This is a genomic window from Leclercia sp. LSNIH1 (genome assembly GCF_002902985.1).
In the GTDB taxonomy this organism is placed as follows: Bacteria; Pseudomonadota; Gammaproteobacteria; order Enterobacterales; family Enterobacteriaceae; genus Enterobacter.
Window position 1 is genome coordinate 699,547 of the sequence record NZ_CP026167.1, and the last position, 19,856, is coordinate 719,402.

At 57.5% G+C, this 19,856-nt stretch carries 20 protein-coding genes; 5 read left to right on the plus strand and 15 right to left on the minus strand.

Annotation, left to right across the window (positions count from 1 at the left end; genetic code table 11):
• Positions 1-110 precede the first annotated feature (110 nt).
• Complete coding sequence (gene metR / locus C2U54_RS03660; protein WP_103177431.1) at positions 111-1,064, plus strand: HTH-type transcriptional regulator MetR; 954 nt, start codon at positions 111-113, stop codon at positions 1,062-1,064.
• Here metR and C2U54_RS03665 read toward each other — a convergent pair.
• From C2U54_RS03665 to pldB, 3 genes are all read right to left on the minus strand, one after another.
• Positions 952-1,851 carry a carboxylate/amino acid/amine transporter gene (locus tag C2U54_RS03665; protein ID WP_103177432.1) on the minus strand — a complete coding sequence of 300 codons (900 nt, stop codon included), beginning with the start codon at positions 1,849-1,851 and terminating at the stop codon, positions 952-954. The two genes, metR and C2U54_RS03665, sit on opposite strands and share 113 nt — an antisense overlap.
• Positions 1,852-1,933: 82 nt before the next feature.
• On the minus strand, positions 1,934-2,734 hold the full coding sequence (yigL, locus tag C2U54_RS03670; RefSeq protein WP_103177433.1) for a sugar/pyridoxal phosphate phosphatase YigL: 801 nt from the start codon (positions 2,732-2,734) through the stop codon (positions 1,934-1,936).
• Positions 2,735-2,759: 25 nt separating this feature from the next.
• Positions 2,760-3,752 carry a lysophospholipase L2 gene (pldB, locus tag C2U54_RS03675; RefSeq protein ID WP_103177434.1) on the minus strand — a complete coding sequence of 331 codons (993 nt, stop codon included), beginning with the start codon at positions 3,750-3,752 and terminating at the stop codon, positions 2,760-2,762.
• Between the two features lie 109 nt (positions 3,753-3,861).
• Between pldB and rhtB the strand changes: the two genes are divergently transcribed.
• Positions 3,862-4,482: a homoserine/homoserine lactone efflux protein gene (gene rhtB / locus C2U54_RS03680; RefSeq protein WP_103177435.1), complete on the plus strand. Its 621-nt coding sequence runs from the start codon at positions 3,862-3,864 to the stop codon at positions 4,480-4,482.
• Here the strand turns inward: rhtB and rhtC are convergent.
• The 3 genes from rhtC to pldA all read right to left on the minus strand — a co-directional run bounded on the left by rhtC (position 4,479) and on the right by pldA (position 7,942).
• On the minus strand, positions 4,479-5,099 hold the full coding sequence (gene rhtC, locus C2U54_RS03685) for a threonine export protein RhtC (protein ID WP_103177436.1): 621 nt from the start codon (positions 5,097-5,099) through the stop codon (positions 4,479-4,481). The two genes, rhtB and rhtC, sit on opposite strands and share 4 nt — an antisense overlap.
• Before the next feature lie 61 nt (positions 5,100-5,160).
• On the minus strand, positions 5,161-6,990 hold the full coding sequence (gene recQ / locus C2U54_RS03690) for an ATP-dependent DNA helicase RecQ (protein WP_103177437.1): 1,830 nt from the start codon (positions 6,988-6,990) through the stop codon (positions 5,161-5,163).
• Positions 6,991-7,081: 91 nt separating this feature from the next.
• Positions 7,082-7,942 carry a phospholipase A gene (gene pldA, locus C2U54_RS03695; RefSeq protein ID WP_103177438.1) on the minus strand — a complete coding sequence of 287 codons (861 nt, stop codon included), beginning with the start codon at positions 7,940-7,942 and terminating at the stop codon, positions 7,082-7,084.
• 156 nt (positions 7,943-8,098) lie between these two features.
• Between pldA and yigI the strand changes: the two genes are divergently transcribed.
• Both yigI and rarD read left to right on the plus strand, forming a co-directional pair.
• Complete coding sequence (gene yigI / locus C2U54_RS03700) at positions 8,099-8,566, plus strand: acyl-CoA thioesterase YigI (RefSeq protein WP_103177439.1); 468 nt, start codon at positions 8,099-8,101, stop codon at positions 8,564-8,566.
• Positions 8,567-8,617: 51 nt separating this feature from the next.
• Positions 8,618-9,514: an EamA family transporter RarD gene (rarD, locus tag C2U54_RS03705; protein WP_103177440.1), complete on the plus strand. Its 897-nt coding sequence runs from the start codon at positions 8,618-8,620 to the stop codon at positions 9,512-9,514.
• Positions 9,515-9,604: 90 nt separating this feature from the next.
• Here the strand turns inward: rarD and corA are convergent, their stop codons facing one another.
• From corA to lptM, 8 genes are all read right to left on the minus strand, one after another.
• Positions 9,605-10,555 carry a magnesium/cobalt transporter CorA gene (gene corA, locus C2U54_RS03710; protein ID WP_039031208.1) on the minus strand — a complete coding sequence of 317 codons (951 nt, stop codon included), beginning with the start codon at positions 10,553-10,555 and terminating at the stop codon, positions 9,605-9,607.
• Positions 10,556-10,703: 148 nt separating this feature from the next.
• A complete protein-coding gene (ysgD, locus tag C2U54_RS27680) occupies positions 10,704-10,760 on the minus strand; it encodes a YsgD/CorL family protein (RefSeq protein WP_212743980.1) in 57 nt (18 codons plus the stop codon).
• A 149-nt stretch (positions 10,761-10,909) separates the two neighbouring features.
• Positions 10,910-13,072 carry a DNA helicase II gene (uvrD, locus tag C2U54_RS03715; protein WP_103177441.1) on the minus strand — a complete coding sequence of 721 codons (2,163 nt, stop codon included), beginning with the start codon at positions 13,070-13,072 and terminating at the stop codon, positions 10,910-10,912.
• Positions 13,073-13,179: 107 nt separating this feature from the next.
• Positions 13,180-13,896: a 5-amino-6-(5-phospho-D-ribitylamino)uracil phosphatase YigB gene (gene yigB / locus C2U54_RS03720; protein WP_103177442.1), complete on the minus strand. Its 717-nt coding sequence runs from the start codon at positions 13,894-13,896 to the stop codon at positions 13,180-13,182.
• On the minus strand, positions 13,896-14,798 hold the full coding sequence (gene xerC, locus C2U54_RS03725; RefSeq protein WP_103177443.1) for a tyrosine recombinase XerC: 903 nt from the start codon (positions 14,796-14,798) through the stop codon (positions 13,896-13,898). The genes yigB and xerC overlap by 1 nt, the downstream gene beginning before the upstream one ends.
• The gene (locus C2U54_RS03730; RefSeq protein ID WP_103177444.1) at positions 14,795-15,502 is read right to left on the minus strand and encodes a DUF484 domain-containing protein; all 708 of its coding nucleotides are present in this window, start codon (positions 15,500-15,502) and stop codon (positions 14,795-14,797) included. Before C2U54_RS03730 ends, xerC begins: the two co-directional genes overlap by 4 nt.
• Positions 15,499-16,323: a diaminopimelate epimerase gene (dapF, locus tag C2U54_RS03735; protein WP_103177445.1), complete on the minus strand. Its 825-nt coding sequence runs from the start codon at positions 16,321-16,323 to the stop codon at positions 15,499-15,501. The genes C2U54_RS03730 and dapF overlap by 4 nt, the downstream gene beginning before the upstream one ends.
• A 32-nt stretch (positions 16,324-16,355) precedes the next feature.
• Positions 16,356-16,559, minus strand: a complete 204-nt coding sequence (lptM, locus tag C2U54_RS03740; RefSeq protein ID WP_103177446.1) for an LPS translocon maturation chaperone LptM — start codon at positions 16,557-16,559, stop codon at positions 16,356-16,358.
• Positions 16,560-16,695: 136 nt separating this feature from the next.
• On the opposite strand from lptM, the gene cyaY reads away from it, so the two are divergent.
• Entirely contained in the window at positions 16,696-17,016 is a 321-nt protein-coding gene (gene cyaY, locus C2U54_RS03745) for an iron donor protein CyaY (protein WP_103177447.1), read from the plus strand.
• Between the two features lie 91 nt (positions 17,017-17,107).
• Here the strand turns inward: cyaY and cyaA are convergent, their stop codons facing one another.
• Positions 17,108-19,654: a class I adenylate cyclase gene (gene cyaA / locus C2U54_RS03750; RefSeq protein ID WP_103177448.1), complete on the minus strand. Its 2,547-nt coding sequence runs from the start codon at positions 19,652-19,654 to the stop codon at positions 17,108-17,110.
• Positions 19,655-19,856: the final 202 nt, after the last annotated feature.

The following is a 19,856-nucleotide window of genomic DNA, read 5'->3' on the forward strand; positions in this document are numbered from 1 at the left end:
TCCTTATGGAATTTTCAGTATTTAGCCGTCCAGATGTTTACACTTCCATAATGTGTAGGTACTGTATATTCCTCAAGCGCAAATTGTTCATGGCGAAGTGAAGGACATTCATGATCGAGATAAAACACCTGAAAACGCTCCAGGCGTTGCGGAACTGCGGCTCTCTTGCGGCGGCGGCGGCGGCGCTGCACCAGACGCAATCCGCCCTTTCCCACCAGTTCAGCGATCTGGAACAGCGCCTTGGCTTTCGTCTGTTTGTGCGTAAGAGTCAGCCGCTACGCTTCACGCCGCAGGGTGAGATCCTGCTGCAGCTGGCGAATCAGGTGTTGCCGCAGATCGCCAGCGCGTTGCAGGCCTGCCATGAGCCCCAGCAAACCCGGCTGCGCATCGCCATTGAGTGCCACAGCTGTATCCAGTGGCTGACACCCGCGCTTGAGAACTTCCGCCAGAGATGGCCGCAGGTGGAGATGGACTTTAAATCCGGCGTGACCTTTGACCCGCAACCGTCACTCCAGCAGGGCGAGCTGGATCTGGTCATGACCTCGGATATTCTGCCGCGCAGTGGCCTGCACTATTCGCCGATGTTTGATTTTGAAGTACGGCTGGTGCTGGCCCCGGATCATCCGCTGGCTGCCAGAACGCGCATTACGCCGGAAGATCTGGCGACCGAAACGCTGCTGATCTACCCGGTCCAGCGCAGTCGTCTGGATATCTGGCGTCACTTCCTGCAGCCGGCGAGTATCAGCCCGCAGCTGAAAAGCGTGGACAATACTCTGCTGTTAATTCAGATGGTGGCGGCCCGCATGGGTATTGCCGCGTTACCACACTGGGTGGTGGAGAGCTTTGAACGCCAGGGCCTGGTAGTGACCAGAACCTTGGGCGAGGGATTGTGGAGCCGGTTGTACGCCGCCGTACGCGATGGCGAGCAGCGTCAACCGGTTACCGAGGCCTTTATTCGCTCAGCGCGGAATCACGCTTGCGATCATCTGCCGTTTGTCCGGAGCGCGGAGCGACCCAACGGCGATGCACCCACAGTGAAGCCAGGATCACCGTCCCCCCAATAATGAAGCTCGGCCAGTGCGGTTGTTCCTGCCAGATGGCGAGGTTCACCAGCAGGCCTGCCGGGACGTGAACGTTGTTCATAATCCCGAGCGTTCCGGCATCAACCTGCGTGGCGCCATAGTTCCACATGAAGTAACCCAGCCCGGATGCCACCACCCCCAGCCAGACCAGCACGCTCCACTGCACCGTCGTGGTCGGCAGTTTTTGTGGGTTCCCCAGCATAAACCACGCCGCGACCGCCACAATCGCCGCCCCCATATAAAACCAGGCAAAGGCGTTGTGCTGCGGCATCGGACGGGTTTCCATCAAACGCTTATACCCCACCATGCCGATGGCAAAGCTGATGTTGGCGAGCTGGACAAACATCAGCCCGGTCCAGAAGTGGTCGCTCACTTTGTCGTAGCGAATGATCGCCGCACCCACCACCGCCAGCGCCGCGCTCAGCAGGTAGCCCCAGCGCAAACGGCGTTTGCTCAGCAGATCGTAAATCAGCGTGATATAGAGCGGCGTGAGCACGGTAAACAGCAGGAATTCCGATACCGACAGGTAGACGTAAGCGCGGAAGCTGAACAGGTACATGATGCCGAGCTGCATCGCGCCTACCAGCATGTACAGCAGAAGGGTTTTCAGCGTTTGTCCGCGCGTACGCAGGAACGGCAGGAACACCAGCGCCGCCAGCCCTACGCGCATCAGCACCGAGAAATAGCTGTCGACATATCCGGCGAGATATTCACCGATAAGGCTAAAGGAGAAGGCCCACAGAATAGTGGTGATAATGAGTAGCGCCACAATGCTTGTCTCTTGAAAAGATGGACAGGCATTGTAGCGAACTCCGCGGTTGACAACTGAACGTTAAACAACCAAATGAAGATTATTCAAGAAACAGCTTACGCAGATATTTTGGCACCGCGTTATCGCCGTTAGTGCCGATCACTTCCAGCTCCGGGTGCAGATCTTTCAGGCGCTGGTGGGCGTTTTCCATGATGCAGCCCTTGCCCGCCATGGAGAGCATTTCGGCGTCGTTCATGCCGTCGCCAAAGGCGATGCAGTCCTTAAGATCAAAGCCCAGGCGTTTGGCTACCGCTTCAAGGGCATGCCCCTTGGAGACGCCGCCCGCCATCACTTCCAGGCAGGTCAGCGTGGAGAAGCTAACGTTAACCCGATCGCCCCAGCGGGCGTTAATCGCCTGCTCCAGCGGCAGCAGCGCTTCGTGGCTGTCGGTGGTGAAGAACACCTTGCTGATGCCTTCCGGCTCCAGCAGACCCGGCTCATACAGCGAATAGTTGAATACCGCCTCTTTAAAGAAACGCATCTCGTCCGGGCGGTGACGGTTCATAAACCACTCGTCGTCGCGATAGACGTTGGTGATGATGTCGGGGTTGTTGTGCATGATCCCGAACAGATCGGTGGCGATGTCGCGATCGAGGTTATGGGTGAAGATCAGATTACCGTCCAGATCGTGCACGCGGGCGCCGTTGGAGGTGATCATATAGGATTTGATCTCCAGATTATCGCGGATCTGCCCCACATCAACGTGGTGGCGACCGGTGGCGAAGACAAAATTCACGCCTCGGGCGGTCAGGAGTTTCAGGGTCTCTTTCGCGTAGGGCGATAAAGTGTGATCGGGGGAGAGCAGCGTGCCATCTAAATCAGACGCGACAACCTGGTACATAGAAAAATTTAACCTCTGGTGAATATCAGTTATGCCTGTCGAAAAAGTCGACGATGGCGTGGAGTGCGACCGATCGCATGGCGTCCTTTTCGAAAAGGATCTCATGGTACGCGCCGTTTATGACCAGCGGTTTACCCCCTTCGCAAGGGTGACCGGCTGCGGCCCGGCGTTCACAGAAGCGGTCGTGCATGCGGTTATCCACCACCCGCTCCTCTTCAGCCTGAAGGATGAGCGTGGGCGTATCGTCCTGACCGGCACCCGCCAACACCTCTTCACCCGCCAGAATACCTTCGCGTACCCAATGCCAGGTGGGGCCGCCAACGCGCAAGCGCGGCTCATCGGCATAGAAACGCAGGTTGCGGCGATAACGCTGCTGGCTGTGGGTTAAGACGTTGATGGCAAACGGCAAAGCCCGCCAGCGTCCTGTTCCGATGGCGTAGCCTTCACGAATGCGCTGATGGCCCTCAGCCCAGTCGAGAAGATGGCGCACCATCCAGTCCGGAAAACGTATCACAATGCCATACATCGGCGCGGTAAGCGCAATGGCATCGCACTGGTGATCGTAGCGCTGCAAAAAGAGCGTAGAGATGGCGCCGCCCATGGAGTGCGCAAGAATATAGCGCTTGCGCCACGGGCCGGGCTGCACTTCCTGCTGCCAGAATGCGGCCAGATCGTCGACGTAATCGCTGAAGTTTTCCACGTGGCCACGATGGGTATCCGGCAACATCCGACCGGAAAGTCCCTGCCCGCGATGGTCGATAATTAACACATCAAAACCCAGATGGAACAGATCGTACGCCAGCTCGGCATATTTGATGTAGCTTTCGATACGTCCGGGGCAGACGACAATCACCCGGTCATTTTTTTCATCACGGAAACGAACGAAGCGTACCGGGATATCCCCAACGCCCGTAAACTCATCTTCCTCGCGCTGGCGCCAGAAATCGGTCAACGGTCCCATGGAGAAAGCAGCAAATGCCTTTTCTCGCGTTTCCCAGTCCTTATTCAGCTGAAACATCGGGTTTACGCCCCTGTAAGCCAAGGAATATCGTTTTTTTGTGACAGGCCGTAAAATGACGCAACATTAGCGTATTGTGGCATAAAAATAGACGATTCGGGAGTTTCAAATGACCTTTGAGTGGTGGTTCGCCTACCTGCTGACATCCATTATCCTCAGCCTTTCACCGGGCTCAGGGGCGATCAATACCATGACCACCGCCATGAACCACGGCTATCGCGGCGCAGCGGCGTCCATTGCCGGCTTGCAAACCGGGCTGGCTATTCACATTGTGCTGGTCGGCGTGGGGCTCGGCACGCTCTTCTCCCGTTCGGTGCTGGCCTTCGAAGTGCTGAAATGGGCCGGGGCAGCCTATCTGATCTGGCTGGGTATTCAGCAGTGGCGCGCCGCAGGGTCCCTTGACCTCAACACGCTCGCCCAGACGCAAAGCAGGGGAAAACTGTTTAAGCGGGCGGTATTTGTGAACCTGACCAACCCGAAGAGCATCGTCTTTCTTGCCGCCCTGTTTCCGCAGTTCATCGTGCCGCATCAGCCCCAGATCATGCAGTACGTGGTGCTCGGCTTGACCACTGTTGTGGTCGATATCATTGTGATGATTGGCTATGCGACGCTGGCTACGCGGATTGCGGCATGGATTAAAGGGCCTCGTCAGATGAAGGCCCTGAATAAAGTGTTCGGTTCGCTGTTTATGCTGGTGGGTGCGCTGCTGGCATCAGCAAGGCACGCTTAACGCGACAGGATCAGGTGAATGCCGAAGCCGGCGAATAACGCGCCGGCAACGCCGTCAATCCACTTCGCCAGACGTTGGTAGCCGCGTCGCATGGAGGGTAACGCAAACAGGCTTGCCACCACGGTGAACCAGGCAAACGTCTCCAGGACGATCAGCAGGAAAATGCCCCAGCGCGCCCCAGCACCGACATCCTCACCCACGAACAGTGAAAATACCGAGCCGAAATAGATAATGGCTTTTGGATTAGCGAGGTTCGTCAGCAGCCCTTTCACAAAGCTGCGTCCGCTGGCCGCCAGCTCCATTTTAGGCTCAGACGCTTCGTTATCCTCTTTTTTGAACGCCCCGCGCAGCATCTGATAGCCCATCCAGCACAGATAGAGACCGCCGCCGACCATAATGATGTTATGCAGCCAGGCCATCTTAGCGAGGATCAGGTTCAGGCCCAGCAGGGCCAGGGCAGCCCAGACCATAACGCCAAGCGTAATGCCCAGCACGCCCATCATCGCCTCTTTGCGCGAACGGCTCACCGCCGTTTGGGACACGAAGAAAAAGTCGGGGCCAGGGCTCATCAGCGCCACAATATGCACCAGCGCCACGGTCAGAAACAGGGTTAACATAATTAACTCGCGGGGAAATAGTTCAGGGAGCAATCATCCTGGCACTTTTTTGCCGGGCTGACTACTCCTCATCATCACCATCGGTATGAGAACGAATAAGCGCCATAAACTCTTTGCCGAAGCGCTCCAGTTTGCGGGTGCCCACGCCGTTGACGCTGAGCATTTCGCTGGCGCTGAGCGGCATCTGCTCGGCCATCTCAATCAGCGTGGCATCGTTGAACACCACATAAGGTGGGATATTCTCTTCGTCGGCGATGGCTTTGCGCAGCTTACGCAGCTTGGCAAACAGCTTACGATCATAGTTGCCGCCGTAGGATTTCTGCATCACACGCGGTTTCAGCGCCACCACGCGCGGCAAGGCGAGCTGCAATTCGACTTCGCCGCGCAGCACCGGACGGGCGGCTTCGGTGAGCTGCAGCGCGGAGTGCTGGGCAATGTTCTGGGTGGCAAAGCCCAGGTGGATAAGCTGGCGGATCACGCTGACCCAGTGCTCATGGCTCTGATCGCGGCCAATGCCATACACCGGCAGCTTGTCATGCCCCATCTCGCGGATGCGCTGATTGTTGGCGCCGCGCAGCACTTCCACCACGTAGCCCATCCCGAAGCGCTGATTGACGCGGCCAATGGTGGAGAGCGCCTTGCGGGCGTCCATCAGCCCGTCGTACTGCTTCGGCGGGTCGAGGCAGATATCGCAGTTGCCGCACGACTCCTGGCGCCCCTCGCCAAAATAGTTCAGCAGCACCAGACGGCGACAGGTTTGCGCTTCGGCAAAGGCGCCCATCGCGTTGAGCTTGTGACGCTCGATATCCTGCAACTGCCCCTGCGGTTTCTCTTCCAGACAGCGACGTAGCCAGGCCATATCCGCCGGATCGTAGAAGAGCATCGCCTCGGCGGGCAGGCCGTCACGCCCGGCACGGCCTGTCTCCTGGTAGTAGGATTCGATATTGCGCGGAATGTCGAAATGCACCACAAAGCGCACGTTCGGCTTGTTGATACCCATACCGAAGGCGACGGTCGCCACCACAATTTGCAGATCGTCGCGCTGGAATTTCTCCTGCACGTCGGCACGGATGTGGTTTTCCAGCCCCGCATGATAGGCCGCGGCGCTGAAGCCGCGGCTTTGCAGACGGGCGGCGGTGTCTTCAACCTTCGCCCGGCTGTTGCAATAGATAATGCCGGATTTACCGCGCTGCTCCTGGACGTAGCGCAGGAGCTGATCGAGGGGCTTAAATTTCTCCATCAGCATATAGCGGATATTCGGGCGGTCGAAGCTGCTGACCTGGATCAGCGGATCGTTGAGCCCCAGCAGACGGACAATATCCTGCCGGGTGGTGTCGTCGGCGGTAGCGGTAAGGGCCATAAACGGCACCGACGGGAAGCGCTGACGCAGCTGACCGAGGGCGGCATACTCCGGGCGGAAATCATGCCCCCACTGGGAGATACAGTGCGCTTCGTCTACCGCCAGCAGTACCGGGTTCCAGTGCGCCAGATGCTCAAGGAAGTTATCCAGCATCAGACGCTCCGGAGCGATATAGAGCAGACGAACCTGCCCGGTGCGGCACCCGGCCATCACCTCCTGCTGCTGCTCGCGGGTCTGGGTAGAGTTGAGGCAGGCCGCCGCCACGCCGTTCGCCAGCAGCTGGTCGACCTGGTCTTTCATCAGCGAGATCAGCGGTGAAACCACCACCGTCAGGCCATTCAGTACCAGCGCGGGAACCTGATAGCACAGCGATTTACCGCCGCCTGTCGGCATGACCACCAGACAGTCACGCCCCTCAAGGGCCGTGTTGATGATGGTTTCCTGGCCCGGGCGGAACTGGTGATAGCCAAAGGTTTCATGCAAAACCTGTTTAGCCAGCGACTCCTGATTAACGACTTCCGCCTGCACCACATCAACCCCATTTGCCCGAAATTAAAACAGGCGCTATTTTCAGCGCCTGCGAGAGAAACTTCAACGTTTAAGAGAAAAACATTCGAGGAGGCTAGAAAAGATCGTTCAGCATCACGCCCACACCCACGCGGGTCTGGTTGAAGTTGTAGTCGATGAGGGATTCACCATAGCCGCTGTAGACCTGGGTATACAGACGAACATGTTTGGTCAGCGGGTAGCTGACGCCCATCTCTGCGCCGCCATAGCCGGTGTTCCAGTTGTACTGCCCTTTCACACTCAGCACCGCTTCGCCCAGCTGATAGCCCACCCGCAGCTGGTAGTAGCCCATGTATTTGGTGATATCCGGGTTATCGTCGATGTTACCCACTACATACCAGGGCTTCACCTCCACCAGCCAGTTGCCGTTCTGCGCCATCAGGCGGCTATAGATACGGTTCCAGCTGCGCGAGGTGGGATCGGAGCGACCGTTGGATTGATGGTTGTAGCCAAATTCCACGTCCCGCAGCGTCCAGCCCGCCAGCGAGTAGTCGGTGGCGAAGCCAAGGAACAGCTGCGGCTCGTAGTTGGTCTCACGGAACGGCGACGATTCATCGCTGTTAGATAACTGCCACCATGACTTCTGCGTATAGGAGGCGCCCAGAATGGAATTCTGCCCCAGAATCCCGCGCCACAGCGGGAAGGCGAGACTCAGCTGGAATTTCACCTCATCTTTCTGCGAATCGTCGGCCCAGTCATAGGTTTTGATCGCCTCTTTATTGAGGTCGCTGGTCACGGTATAGATCAGGTAATTGCTGTCGTAAGGATAGAGCGTAAAAGGATTATCGTGCTCCTCCAACAGGTTAGCGATGATGCTGCCCCGCACGGCAGGCACCTCCTGAGTTGTCGCGTCCTGCGCAAATGCCGAAAGAGGCAGCGCAGCCGCCGCCATGAGTACGGCCTGATATGTCCGCATCGGTGTTGCTCTCCTGCAAAGCGTTTTAATGAGAAATATTTTGATCCCTTTTAGCATATTTAATGATGAGTGGCTTCACCTGTGCTCCGAATCTGGCAATTCAATTTGATGGGGCATAAAATCAACATTCTTTTAACAATAAGGATGTGACGTGTTATGTCTGCCACGCTTACTGCCGAAGAAGCGCTGAAGCTTGTCGGCGAGATTTTCGTCTACCACATGCCGTTCAACCGTGCTCTGGGGCTGGAGCTTGAGCGCTACGAAAAAGATTTCGCCCAACTGAGCTTTAACAATCAGCCAATGATGGTCGGTAACTGGGCTCAAAGCATTCTGCATGGCGGCGTTATTGCCTCCGCCCTCGACGTTGCAGCCGGTCTGGTCTGCGTTGGCAGCACCCTGACCCGCCACGACACCATTAACGAAGATGAGCTGCGCCAGCGCCTGTCGCGAATGGGAACCATCGACCTGCGCGTCGATTATCTGCGTCCGGGTCGCGGCAATCGCTTCACCGCCAGCAGCAGCCTGCTGCGTGCAGGCAATAAAGTCGCCGTCGCCCGCGTGGAACTGCATAACGAAGAGCAGCTCTATATCGCCAGCGCAACTGCCACTTATATGGTGGGTTGAGAGGGTAAAATCAGGTAAAATTGCGTGACATATTTGTAACGGATTTTCCTGATGGATGCTAAACAGACGCGGCAGGGCGTTTTACTCGCGCTTGCCGCTTATTTTATCTGGGGTATCGCGCCCGCCTACTTCAAGCTGATTCACTACGTTCCTGCCGATGAAATTCTCACTCACCGCGTGATCTGGTCGTTTTTCTTTATGGTGGCCCTGATGAGCGTAAGCCGTCAGTGGTCAGGGGTGAAAACGCTTCTGCAAATGCCTAAGAAAATTTTCCTGCTGGCGCTCTCCGCCGTATTGATTGGCGGCAACTGGTTGCTGTTCATCTGGGCGGTGAACAACCAGCATATGCTGGAGGCGAGCCTCGGCTATTTCATTAACCCGCTGGTGAATATCGTGCTGGGGATGTTGTTCCTCGGCGAGCGCTTCCGTCGGATGCAGTGGCTGGCGGTGCTTCTCGCCTTTTGTGGCGTGCTGGTTCAGCTGTGGACCTTTGGCTCGCTGCCGATCATCGCTCTGGGGCTGGCGTTCAGCTTCGCCTTTTATGGTCTGGTACGTAAAAAAATCGCCGTCGAAGCGCAAACCGGGATGCTGTTTGAAACCCTGTGGCTGCTGCCAGTGGCCGCCATTTATCTGTTTGCTATCGCCGACAGCAGCACCAGCCATATGGGCAGCAACCCGTGGACGCTGAACGTGATGCTGATGGCCGCCGGTGTGGTCACGACCATCCCGCTGCTCTGCTTTACCGGTGCGGCAACGCGCTTGCGCCTGTCAACGCTGGGCTTCTTCCAGTATATCGGCCCGACGCTGATGTTCCTGCTGGCGGTGCTGTTCTACGGCGAAGTGCCGGGTGCGGATAAGATGGTGACTTTCGCGTTTATCTGGGTGGCGCTGGCGGTGTTTGTGGCGGATGCGATTTATACCCAGCGCAGGACGCGCAGAGGGCTGTAGTGCTTTTTTGCCGGATGGCGCTTCGCTTATCCGGCCTACGGGTTCGTGCTTTTCCAGGCCCGGTAAGCGTAGCGCCACCGGGCGCAACACTCACAACCAGTTACGGCGCTTGAAGTAGAGATACGGCGCCAGCCCGGCAAGCACCATAAAGACAATCGCCCCCGGGTAGCCAAAGCTCCACTTCAGCTCCGGCATAAACTCGAAGTTCATCCCGTAGCTGGACGCCACTAAGGTAGGCGGCAGGAAGACCACCGACACCACTGAGAAGATCTTGATGATGCGGTTCTGCTCGATGTTGATAAAGCCCATCGCCGCCTGCATCAGGAAGTTCACCTTCTGGAACAGGGATTCGTTGTGCGGCAGCAGGGATTCGATATCGCGGAGGATCTCACGCGCCTGCTCCAGCTGCCCACCCGGCAGACGTGCCTTGCGCACCAGGAAGTTCAGCGCGCGCTGGGTATCCATCAGACACAGACGGACTTTCCAGCCGATATCTTCCAGCTCTGCCAGCGTTGACAGCGCTTCATCGTACTCATCGCCCTGATGCCCTTCCATGATCACCCGGCTCAGCTCTTCCAGATCGCTGTAGATGTTCTCAATCTCATCCGCCAGCTGTTCGATTTTGGTTTCAAACAGGTCAAGCAGCAGCTCATAGGCGTTGCCGTCCACCATCGCCTGGTTACGGGCACGCATACGGTAGAGGCGGAACGCAGGCAGTTCACGCTCGCGCAGGGTAAACAGGCGGCCATCGCGGATGGTAAATGCGACGGTGGAGTTACCGGCGTGATCTTCGGCATCTTCAAAGAAGAAAAAGGAGTGAATATGCAGGCCATCTTCGTCTTCAAAGAAACGGGCCGATGCTTCGATGTCTTCCAGTTCCGGGCGGGTGGCCAGGCTTTGTCCGAGCTCAGATTGTACGCGCAGGCGTTCGTCGTCATCCGGTTCGACCAGATCCACCCAAACGGCATCAATGAGGGGTTGTGACTCTTCAGCTTCAAGCCGAATCAGTCGGTTTTTTTCCAGTTGAAATGCGCTCAGCATGACCGGGACTCCCAATGCAAAAAATATCGGACAGTTCGGTGGGCACACAGAAACAATTTGGGTTTCAGACCATTAAACAGCCTGACTCAGCGCGACGGGAAGAAGTGTCGCTGACAACCACTAAGGCCATCAGCGTGAGGAGATAGCCTTAGGAGTTGTTCCTGGATGACAGGGAATTGAGCCAGTATCTACTGGGTGTGTCCAAGGCGAATGTCCTCTTAGCGTAATCGTGCGCGCATGTTACGCCAGCAGTCACGGCGGCGTCAACTCGCAACGGAACGCTGAAGGGTAATAAATAGCCTTATACATATAAGGCTAGCAGATAGTTACAAAATAGTGATATTTTTCTGAAAGTTACACGGTTTCCAGCCTGGCGTAAGCGGCCACAAGCCATTTGATGCCCTGCCCCTGGAACGCCACCTGCAGACGGCTGTGCTCGCCACTGCCTTCCAGATTGACGATGGTGCCTTCGCCAAATTTGGCATGGCGAACGCGCTGGCCCAGCTTAAAGCCGCTGTCGCTTTCCGAGACCGGCGTCCCCAGACGCTGATGGCTCACCGGGCGGCTGATGCTTGCGCGCAGGCGTACCTCTTCCACACACTCCTCCGGCAGCTCGCCGACAAAGCGTGACGGGCGGTGATAGACCTCTTTGCCGTACAGACGGCGGGTTTCGGCATAGGTCAGGGTCAGCTTTTGCATCGCGCGGGTCACGCCCACATAGGCCAGACGACGCTCCTCCTCCAGACGTCCGCCCTCATCCAGCGACATCTGGCTCGGGAACATCCCCTCTTCCATGCCGACGATAAATACCTGCGGGAACTCCAGACCTTTGGCCGAGTGGAGGGTCATCAGCTGCACCGCGTCCTGCCAGGTGTCGGCCTGCCCTTCGCCCGCTTCCAGCGCGGCATGGGACAGGAACGCCTGCAGCGGCATCAGGTCTTCATCTTCTTCGTTGTAGCTGAACTGACGCGTGGCGGTCACCAGCTCCTCTAAGTTCTCGATACGGGTCTGGCCTTTCTCGCCTTTCTCCTGCTCATACATCATGCGCAGGCCGGAGTCTTTGATCACCCGGTCGGTCTGAACGTGCAACGGCATGTCGGCGGTTTCCTGGGCCAGAGCTTCGATCAGCTCCAGGAAGCGCTGGAGCGCGCTGGCTGCGCGTCCGGCAAGCGCCCGCTCCTGCAGCAGCTCGCGACACGCCTGCCACAGCGTCAGCTGGCGATCCCGGGAGGTCTGACGCACCACATCCAGGGTGCGATCGCCGATGCCGCGGGTTGGCGTGTTGACCACGCGCTCGAAGGCTGCGTCGTCGTTGCGATTGGCGATCAGACGCAGATAGGAGAGCGCGTCTTTGATCTCCTGACGTTCGAAGAAGCGCATGCCGCCGTAGATGCGGTAGGGCATGCTGGCCTGTAGCAGCGCCTCTTCCAGCACACGCGACTGGGCGTTACTGCGATAGAGGATGGCGCATTGCTCCAGCGCCCCGCCGTTGTCCTGCCAGGTTTTGATCCGGTTGACCACAAAGCGGGCTTCATCCAGCTCGTTGAAGGCGCAGTAGAGGGAGATCGGCTCGCCGTCGATGCCCTCGGTCCAGAGCTTTTTGCCCAGGCGCCCGTTGTTATTTTCAATCAGGGCGTTGGCGGCGCTCAGAATGTTGTTGGTGGAGCGGTAGTTCTGTTCCAGGCGAATGGTCTCTGCGCCCGGGAAATCCTTCAGGAAGCGCTGGATGTTCTCGACCTGCGCGCCGCGCCAGCCGTAGATCGACTGGTCGTCGTCGCCGACGATCATCACTTTGCTGGAGTCGCCCGCCAGCAGGCGGATCCAGGCATACTGAATGTTGTTGGTATCCTGGAATTCATCGACCAGGATGTTGGTAAAGCGTTCGCGATAGTGCTGCAGAATATGCGGTTTGTTGAGCCACAGTTCATGAGCGCGCAACAGCAGCTCGGCAAAATCTACCAGTCCTGCGCGATCGCAGGCTTCCTGGTAGGCCTGGTAGACCTTCTGCCAGGTCTGCTCTATCGGGTTACCAAAGCTCTGGATATGGTGCGGACGCAGCCCTTCGTCTTTCTGGCTGTTGATGTACCACATCGCCTGACGCGGCGGCCACTGCTTCTCGTCGAGGTTCATCGCCTTGATCAGGCGCTTCAGGAGACGCAGCTGGTCTTCGCTGTCGAGGATCTGAAAGTCCTGCGGCAGGTTAGCGTCCAGGTGGTGCGCACGCAGCAGGCGGTGCGCCAGCCCGTGGAAGGTACCCACCCACATGCCGCCCTGGCTGGTGCCCATCAGCTGGGCGATACGGTGGCGCATCTCCGCCGCCGCTTTGTTGGTGAAGGTCACCGCCATAATGGAGTATGGCGAACAGTTCTCCACGCTCTGCAACCAGGCAATACGGTGCACCAGCACGCGTGTCTTACCACTGCCCGCCCCAGCCAGTACCAGCATGTTGGTGCGCGTCGCGGCAACCGCGTCACGCTGTTTGTCATTGAGGCTGTCGAGCAGGTAAGAAACGTCCATTGGCACCGTCACGTAGTAATCAGGAAGACTGCAAAACGCCCGCTGGCGCTTCGCTTACCGGGCCTTCGACCGCAAAACCCTGGTAATTTATACAATATTACTGGTGATTATATCAGCGTGGTGAGGGATGCCAACCGTGAAATTTCCAGGTGCGGCAGCAGACGGCTGTCCAGCGTAGTCATCAGATCGGCATTTTCAGGCTTGATCCAGCAGGCCTGCATGCCGCAGCGGATCGCCCCAGCAACATCGGTGGTCAGGTCATCGCCCACGTGAAGAATATTCCCCAGCGGCAGGTCGAGCTTCTCCGCCGCCAGATGGTACATATCGTTAAAGGGCTTCGAGCGCCCATGCGGGCCTGCGCGCAGCACAAACTGGAAGTAGTCGCCAAGGCCGAACAGTTCCGGCTGGGCATTGCCGTTGGTGATAGCCACCAGCGGCCACTTTTCGGCAAGCGCAGCCAGCGTGTCGTGCGTCTCCTGCGGGACGTCGATACGGCTGCGCCATGTCGCGAAGTGCGCCATCGAGGCTTCTGCGCCAAGCGCGGCCTCGGCAGCGGTCAGACCCGCGTTGAGCATAGCCAGCTCAACGGCCCGACGGCGCCATTCCGTCACATCGTGATAGATTTCCGGCTCGGTCTGCCGTAACGCCTGGCGAAGACGGTGAAACTCTTTGTTTTCCAGCGCTTTTAACGCCGGATGATAGTTTTGTACAAAGGCCAGTGCTTCCTGCTCGGTTCGCAGGATCACCTGACGGTTGTCGTAAAGGGTGTCATCAAGGTCAAACGTCAGGGCAGAGATTTGGCCTAATGGACGATAAAAACGCATTATTTCCCCCGTTTGGCGCGTGGATGCGCCGCGTCGTACACCGAGGCAAGGTGTTGAAAATCGAGATGGGTATAGATTTGGGTGGTGGACAAGTTGGCGTGGCCCAGCAGCTCCTGGACGCCACGCAGGTCACCGCTGGACTCCAGCATGTGGGTGGCGAACGAATGGCGCAGTTTATGGGGATGGACATGGCTGTTCAGCCCCTGCTTAATCCCCCACTCGGCAAACCGTTTTTGCACGTTACGCGCCGAGATGCGCTTGCCGAGCTTCGAGAGGAAGAGCGCCTCCTCTTCGGTACCAAACAAGCCGCGCAGATCGAGCCAGTGCTCAATCCACACCACGGCATTGCGGCCAATGGGCAAGCGCCGCTCTTTGCTGCCTTTGCCCATCACCCACACTTCCCCGGTATCCAGATCGAGATGTTTGATATCCAGGTTAACCAGCTCGGAAAGACGCAGGCCGGCGCCGTACATCACCTCCAGCATGGCGCGGTCACGCACCGCCAGTGGATCGTTGAGATCGATATCCAGCAGGCGGTTAACGTCATCCACGTCGATATTTTTGGGCAGATGGCGCGGCGCCTTCGGGGCGGCGATCCCTTTGGCCGGATTGGCGCTGAGTTCGCCCTGGCTGACCAGCCAGTCAAAGAAGCTGCGCAGTGCCGAGAGCCGAAGCGCAAGGCTGGCCGGGCCTAACCCTTTACGGCGGCTGCGCACGGCAAACGTGCGCACCGTGGCGGCATCACATTGTTGCCAGCTCGTCAGGCCGATTTCATCGGCTAACTGCATGATGGCATCAAGCTGACGCTGATAGTTCAACAGGGTGATCGGGCTGAGCTGGCGCTCAATGCCCAGATAGCGCAGAAAACGGGTAACGGCAGGTGCCAGCTGAGCGTCCGTCATACGCGTTCAATCCAGCGCTCCAGCAGCTCGGGCAGCATCTGCGCAATCTCCTGCAGCAGTTGTGTGCCTTGTCCCTGCTGGTAATGATGCGGATCGCGGCTGGTAAACAGCATTACACCAAGCTCGCCGTCGCGTCCCATCAGCGACATGGCTACCGACCCGATGGCTTTGGCCTCTGGCAGCACCACCAGGAGTTCAGGACCATTCAGCTGTCCAAGATAGTGGTCCGCTTGTCCCATACGCTGAATGCGCAGCGGCTCAAACGCCTGACGCGACAGGGCCAGATGGGTAAAACGTGAGGGTGCGCCAATGCGCCAGCGGTCCGGGAAGAGGCGTATCGTGGCACCCGCCAGCCCCAGATCCCGCGCCCAGCGATGCAAACGGAGAAGAAATTCGTCCAGGCTGCTGGCCGACGCCAGCCGGGATTGCAGGTGCAGGAGGCGATAGAACAGCCCTTCATTACTGCTCGCCTGCTCCATCAGCAGGGAGATGTTCTCTTCAAGATGGTTTATATGGTTGCGCGCGCGCGCCATATGCCACTCAACCAGCGAGACCGTGCCGCGGATCGGGTGCGGGACGCGCATCTCTTCAACGACACGCGCATTGCGAATAAAGAAATCAGGATGGCGCAACAGGTAATCAACAACCGCCCGGTCGTCCATTGCCGTCAGCGTCTCCTGCAGTTCTTCTCCTGGTTGTTTCATAGATGGATAAACCCGTCATAAACTTGTGTCGCCGGGCCGGTCATATAGAGCGGCTGGCCCGGGCCTTTCCAGGCGATATCGAGACGCCCGCCTGGTAAATCCACGCGAACCTCTGGTGCCAGTAAACCCTGCGTAATCCCCACCGCAACGGCCGCACAGGCACCGCTGCCGCACGCCTGCGTCTCGCCTGCGCCACGTTCAAAAACGCGCAGACGGATGTGTTCGCGGGTGAGAACCTGCATAAATCCAATGTTGGCGCGTTCCGGAAAACGCTCATGGCTCTCCAGCACCGGGCCGAGGGTTTCGACGGGCGCCGTCGCCACGTCATCAACCTGAATCACGCAGTGCGGGTTCCCCATGGAGACCACGCCGCACAAGACTGTCTGTTCCGCCGCGCGCATGATATAGGTCTTTTCCGCTTTGTTGGCGCGGAACGGCACCTGCGAGGGTTCGAAGTTCGGCTCGCCCATATTCACCCGCACCAGCTCGTCGTCGGTCACGCTCAGTACCATCCGTCCGTTGGCGGTGCTGACGCGAATATCGCGCTTGTTGGTGAGCCCCTTCAGACGGACAAAACGGGCAAAACAGCGCGCGCCGTTGCCGCACTGGTAGACTTCGCTGCCGTCGGCATTAAAGATGCGATAGTGAAAATCGAGATCCGGATCGTAGGGCGGCTCAACCACCAGCAGCTGATCAAACCCCACCCCCAGGTGCCGATCGGCCAGACGGCGGATCAGCTCCGGGGAAAAGAAGACATTCTGCGTTACCGCGTCGACGACCATAAAGTCATTGCCAAGGCCATGCATCTTAGAAAACTGCATTATTTACTCCATTGCGCGGACAGGAGCGCTTGTCAGTAATTGACCTGGCTTGGACCGTTGTTGTCGCCACGATCGTTACGATCCGGCATCGTGGTTTGCACTGGGCTTTCCACTTTTTTGGTCGGCGGTGGTGCGGTTTCATCTGCTGGCGGGAAATAGAGCGGCCCTTTCAGACCACATCCGGTCAGGCTAAACAGCGTAAGGAGAACGGCAAGCGTTCGAAAAACGTTTTTCATTATCATGTTGCCTGTAAGTTCAAATCTGTTTTCTATCATCGCAGGAGAAGGCACAAAAGCAAGAGTTTGCCGCTAACCTGCAACCGGAATTATTTAGCGTTATACTGCCGCCATCACGAAAAACAGGAACAGAACCATGAATGACAGTGAATTCCATCGCCTCGCCGATAACCTGTGGCAAACCATCGAAGAACGCCTGGATGACTGGGATGGCGACAGCGACATCGATTGTGAAATCAATGGCGGCGTGCTGACCATCAGCTTTGAAAACGGCAGCAAAATCATTATTAACCGCCAGGAGCCGCTTCACCAGGTCTGGCTCGCCACCAAACAGGGCGGCTACCACTTCGACCTGAAAGGCGACGAGTGGATTTGCGATCGCAGCGGTGAGACCTTCTGGGATCTGCTTGAGCAGGCTGCGACGCAGCAGTCGGGTGAAGAGGTTAGCTTCCGCTAAGGCTGTTTTGCCGGATGGCGCTTCGCTTATCCGGCCTACGGGTTCGTGCCTTTGTAGGCCCGGTAAGCGTAGCGCCACCGGGCAATGGCCGTCAGGAGAAATACTGCTGCAACAGCGGGGTACTGGCGTCCTGTCTGTCAGGGACGACCGGGGTAATCGCCTGGGTGCGGAACGGGATCACCTGCGCACGGCCATCCACCTTCACAATCTGATAGAACTGCGGCAGGTTGAAGTTGATAAAACTTGAGCCGTAGGTGAAGCGGTCATGGGAAGAGGAGTAGAAGCGGCTGACGTCGCGCACCAGCTCCTCTTTGCTGCCTTCACAGTGGTGATACACTTCGGCGCGGTTGGTTTCGTCGAGGATGTAGATATTGAACCCGGCATCCTCCCCCGTCTCCTCAAAGAAGAACTGAATAATCCCTTCACTGGCGAAGCCGTCCACCACCTGCGGCAGTTTAACGTGGTTGGTCTCAACCTGTACCGACAGACCGTGCAGTTTGTTGTGCGAAATGGCGCCGTAAAACTCAATGGCGTTTTCCAGCTTCTGCACCGAGACGTTCAGACGTTCAAAGAAGAGGCCCCAGGTCTGGCCGGAGACGCGCAGCGCTTTAAAGCGCCCGGTTTCCTGACGGGTACTGGAGAGGCGCAGATCGATACATTCAGAGACCAGCTGCTGTACGCGGGTACGGATCAGGCCGCGCAGATGCTGGCTGTAACAGAAGACCTCGACGCTGTCCGGCGGCGCGGCATCCTGGTGCATTTTACCGAGAATCGTTTTCAGCGCTTCGATCATCGCCTGCTCGCCGTTGAAGTGCAGGGTACGCACTTCGTTCCACGAGTTGCGGTAGAGCAGATCGACGCTGCCCACCAGGCAGTTTTGCTGCTCGCCAAAGCTGAAGACGTCCAGCTTGCGGAAATCAAAATGGACCACCTGATTGCGGAACGCCGCCGTCGGGTCATATTCCAGGTTGACGATAATCGCCAGATGGCGAATTTCGCACGGACTGTAGAGCGCTTTCGGCGTAGGCGCAGGCAGACGCAGCGGGAAGTGGTGCGACACATCGGCGACCATTTCCTGCAGCTTGGCTAAATCGACAATCTCGTTACCTTTAATAAACAGACGCGTGCGGGAGGTCAACAGGCCGTTGAACCAGGCCCACGCCACCAGCTTGTTCAGGTAACGGTTATATTCCAGCGGCTGATGGCTGATGATCGAATCCATGCTCGGCGCACGGTTATACAGATACCAGCCGGTACGGTTAGCACGACCCGGTGGAACATAGATAAAGGTCAGGTTCGGTTCAGACAGGTCCGGCGAAATCTGTGGGTTCACCAGCGTCACTTTACCCGGCAGCGCTTCAAACGCCGCGTACAGCTTACGGGTCAGCACCCCGATGTCCTGCGGGCTGGCGGAAACGCTGAGGTTGTTACGACGGGCAAAGCGGATCAGGTTACGGTAGCTCTGCATCATTGCATCGAGCAGTTCGTTGTGCGCTTCACGCACCTGATCGATCTTCCAGTTGGCGCGGTTATCCAGCATCGACAGGCGCTCTTCGTCCCATCCCCACTCTTTAACTAACTGACTGACCACTTCACGACGCCAGCCGACGCAGGCGCGTTCGCGGCTGAGCTTCTCACAAACTTTAAGATAGAAACATCGACGGACCAGATCGAGACGGGTCGGATCGTCGATGGCTTTCAGGTATTCGGTGACGCGCTCAAGCATCATGCAGTAGGCATCAAGACCGAAAGAGACAATCTCGCCATCATGCAGACGCTGTTTAATGTCTTTCGCCAGCAGGCGCGGGGTTGGGTATTCCCAGGAATAGGCTTCGAGCAGCAGCGTTTTCAGCACCGCTTTGTACGGGGAATCGATACTTTTATAGAGCTGCCACAGGCTGGCGCCAAAGTACTCTTCCGCAGAGAGCGAGCTTAAGCCCCCCAGGTCCAGCCACTCGTTTGGCGTCAGGACACCCTGGGCATAGAGCTTCATGACGTAATCGTCGTAATGCTCCTCTTCGTCGCACGGCACCATACTCCACAGGATACGCTTCCCGGCCAGGCGCACGGCGGTACGGTAAAATTCATCCAGCAACAGGATGTGCTGGGTCGAGCCGCAGTCTTCGCCCCCCAGACTGCCGCTTTCATTATGGCGGAAACGGTTTTCATCAATCAGGAAGAAGCTGACTTCCACGCCGAGCGATGCCGCCCAGCTCTCCAGCAGGCTGCATTTACGCTGCAGCAGTTGACGTTCTTCATTATCAAGCCAGGATTGATGGCAGACCCAGATATCGAGATCCGACGAGCAGCTTTGCCCCACCGAAGAGGTGCTGCCCATGGTGTAGACGCCGGTGATAGGCAGTTCGCCTTTTGGCGACTCCTGCGCCGGCATACCGCGATAGAGTTCCAGCTCTTTCAGATAGTGCTGTTGGGTTTCATCAGGCGTGAAAAGGCAGATGCCTTTGGGAACGTTACCATCGAGGTAACCTGGCATCAGCGGATGGTGATAATGCAACAATGTCGGCAGCAGACTGTAAACCTGCTGGAAAGCAGGTCCCATTGCAGCAAGCGCGCGATCGACGCGCAGTTGATTGATGGCATCCAGTCGCTGTTTCAGAGTCTCAATATAGAGGTACAAGACGTATCGCCTGATGTTCAGAAAGCGCTCACCTTCAGCAAGACCGAGGATTACGCGTTCACAGTATTTCGAAAGTAGCCGTCACCCTTTTTCGCCCTTATCTTTATGGTCATGGAGACGAAAAAATGGTCTAAAACGTGATCAATTTAACACCTTGCCGTTTGACCGTAAAGAAAGATGCGCTACATACAAGTGTAGCACC